The 2,723-nt window shown below is 41.5% G+C and carries 3 protein-coding genes and 1 pseudogene; 3 read left to right on the top strand and 1 reads right to left on the bottom strand.

What is annotated here, in order from left to right:
- A pseudogene (locus VIP81_RS09630) lies at positions 1–431 on the bottom strand (hypothetical protein); the annotation flags it as partial.
- Positions 432–687: 256 nt separating this feature from the next.
- Between VIP81_RS09630 and VIP81_RS09625 the strand changes: the two are divergent.
- From VIP81_RS09625 to VIP81_RS09615, 3 genes are all read left to right on the top strand, one after another.
- Complete coding sequence (locus tag VIP81_RS09625) at positions 688–1,164, top strand: hypothetical protein (RefSeq protein ID WP_331959080.1); 477 nt, start codon at positions 688–690, stop codon at positions 1,162–1,164.
- Positions 1,165–1,175: 11 nt separating this feature from the next.
- Positions 1,176–1,520: a DHCW motif cupin fold protein gene (locus tag VIP81_RS09620; protein ID WP_331959077.1), complete on the top strand. Its 345-nt coding sequence runs from the start codon at positions 1,176–1,178 to the stop codon at positions 1,518–1,520.
- A gap of 388 nt (positions 1,521–1,908) precedes the next feature.
- Positions 1,909–2,469, top strand: a complete 561-nt coding sequence (locus VIP81_RS09615; RefSeq protein WP_331959074.1) for an RNA polymerase sigma factor — start codon at positions 1,909–1,911, stop codon at positions 2,467–2,469.
- The last annotated feature ends 254 nt before the right edge of the window (positions 2,470–2,723 follow it).

Raw genomic sequence — 2,723 nt, 5'->3', positions numbered from 1 at the left:
TTCACTTTAGACTGGATATAATCGAATAAAGGAATCATTTGTTTACTGCCGGCATACATATAGAACAGGCTACCGGGAATTTCCTGTTTGAAAGTGTTGCCATGGAGGGTGTTTTCCCAAATGCGGGAAACATCATAAAAGCCGCTTTCAAACGCAAGTACCGTGAAACCCAACTGTTCGTGCAGGTATTTTATCAGTCTTGTTTTGGCTAGAAAAGTAGATCCTTCGCCATGGGTTTGTTCTCCCAACATTACAATCCGCGCATCACCGATAGCGGCTTTGATGCTTTGGAGGTCGGAGAAATCTGTATCAGCCGGATCAATGGATCGTATGGCCGGAATATTTTTTTCGGGGATCTGTTGCTGGCTGCTGGCCGATAAGGAGAGCAACAGAAGGCCCGACAGTAGTCGGGTTATAAGGGCAGGGGACATAGTGTACTTTTGAGGTTGTAAACTTAAGGGTTCATCCGCAAATTATGTGAATGGCAGGGCCCTTTTATTGGGTAAATATGATAGATGGTATTCGTAATATTTTTTGCAGGAAAGAACAGCATTCGGCCGGCTGTTATCCCCTTTGTTTTGCCCATGTATTTTAAATATAAAATGTTTTGATTAACCTTGTATTCCGGCCAGATGAAATTATGTAGCATCCCGACTTAATCACGTTTTCACTTAAATACTAACTGATATGAATCTACGATTACCGGTTGCCATTGGTATTATTGCCTGTACCCTTGCTTCCTGCGGAGAAAAGAAAGCAACAGTAGCCACTACAGAGGTACTGCCCCTTACAGGTACCTGGAAATTAGCCTATAGTAAGATGATTAAAAATGGTGATACCAGTACTACGTATCCCGTACCAGGGAAGCCAAACGAAATGATCAAAATGTTTAATGGCAGTCATTTCTCTTTTTTTAGCCACGACCTGTCAAAGGGAAGTGACAGTGCAACGGCAGCCTTTAGTGCCGGGGCGGGTACTTATACCTTAACGGGTGATAAGTATGAAGAGCATCTGCAGTATTGCAGTTTCAGAGGCTGGGAAGATAAACATTTTTCTTTCACCCTTACGCTGCAAAATGATACACTGATACAACGTGGTATAGAAAAGATTGATAGCCTGAATGTAAATCACGAAATTGTAGAAGCGTATACCCGTTTACGTTAAAACCTGTTGCTATGAGCGCCAATATTCCGTTCCAGACCATAGACTGGTCGGCCATAGAAAAAACAATTCATCCCGGAGAAAGCGGAACGGCCTGGTGGCAAACATTGCAGCTGCCGGGACTTAGAATAAGAATCGTAGAGTATTCACCTGGTTATCTGGCTGATCACTGGTGTCAGAAAGGACATATCGTTCACTGTTTACAAGGCGCATTCATCAGCGAGTTGGAGAACGGAGAAAATTTTGAATTGTCTGCAGGTATGAGTTATGTGGTATCTGATGAATTAAGTTCTCATCGTTCTGTTACCGATGCGGGCGTGAAGCTGTTAATAATAGACGGCGATTTTCTAAAACCATAAGTTTATTTTTAAATAGGAACCGGATATAGGTAGGGGTACTACTTATCTCCGGTTTTTTTTATTCCCGTCAATTACGCCCCCTGTAGAGGGGATTTTTTAAATGTAACCATTCGGTTACATTATGTTTGTTTGTTAACAGGCGATAATTTCATATGATCGGCCATGGGCGTGATTCTTACCATTTTTAAAACATTCGTGCTTAACAACTGCTTAACCAGTTCACTCGTTTTATAACATTACTTTTAAGTTAAGTTTTAAAGAGGGGATGCAAAATAAACCACTTTCAACCACCGTGTTAAACCAGTAGAAAAGTAATTTTCTGAAACCGTACAACTTAAAAAATCAGGTAATTTTTTTCCTAAACCAGTCTCTCAAAAAGGAAATGAGAATGCAACACAACAACCAAGATGCAGTCCTCCTGGAACTGCTAAAAGAAGGTAGTGCCGAAGCTTTTACACAAGTGTATGGCAAGTATCATGGTATTCTGATGACGTTGTCTACAGACATGCTAAAAGACCAGGATATGGCAGAAGATCTTGTGCAGGAGTTTTTTATCGATTTCTGGCAGAAGAAATTGTTTCTGAAAATTGATGCTAATTATCAGAACCGCGACAGGGCCTCGATTATGAAGAGTTATTTGTATGCAAGCGTGCGTAATCGCTGCCTCAACAAAATTACCCGGGACAAGAAGTTTACCAGCGTAATTCCCGAAGAAGCATTTCTGCCCAATGATCCACTGGAAAGCAAAGAGATCTTTTTCATGGTGAATTCCGCCCTGAAAAAGAAAGTACCACCTAAATCCTCTACCGCCTTCCGTTTAAGACATTATGACCAGAAAAGTCATAAGGAAATAGCCGCAGAAATGAATACCAGTATTCAAACGGTAAAGAACCAGATCGGAACTGCAGTAAAAATCTTACGTGGTCATTTTAGTCCTGCCCACCTGTAAACTCAGGTAAACCTCTCAAAGCATTTGTTAAGCGCTTATACCTTGTTACGTACCGCCTTTAACGGGCGCAGGACGCTGCATGTCTTTTGTGTAGGTTATCCGGGTCTTTCACAGGCCCGGACTAACCCGCGCGGGAATGGTCAAAAGGGTTGCTTTTGTGGATAAATAAATAATTCCTCATTGCGTAAATCGTTTTCCCGATTGCGTAATGGCTTTTTGTCTTTTATAGTCTCTCTTTGCATCTTGATAAAAAT

This window comes from Chitinophaga sp. (assembly GCF_036566945.1).
GTDB lineage: Bacteria > Bacteroidota > Bacteroidia > Chitinophagales > Chitinophagaceae > Chitinophaga.
Note: the sequence above shows the minus strand (reverse complement) of the source record. Positions and strands in the feature narration are given on the sequence as shown.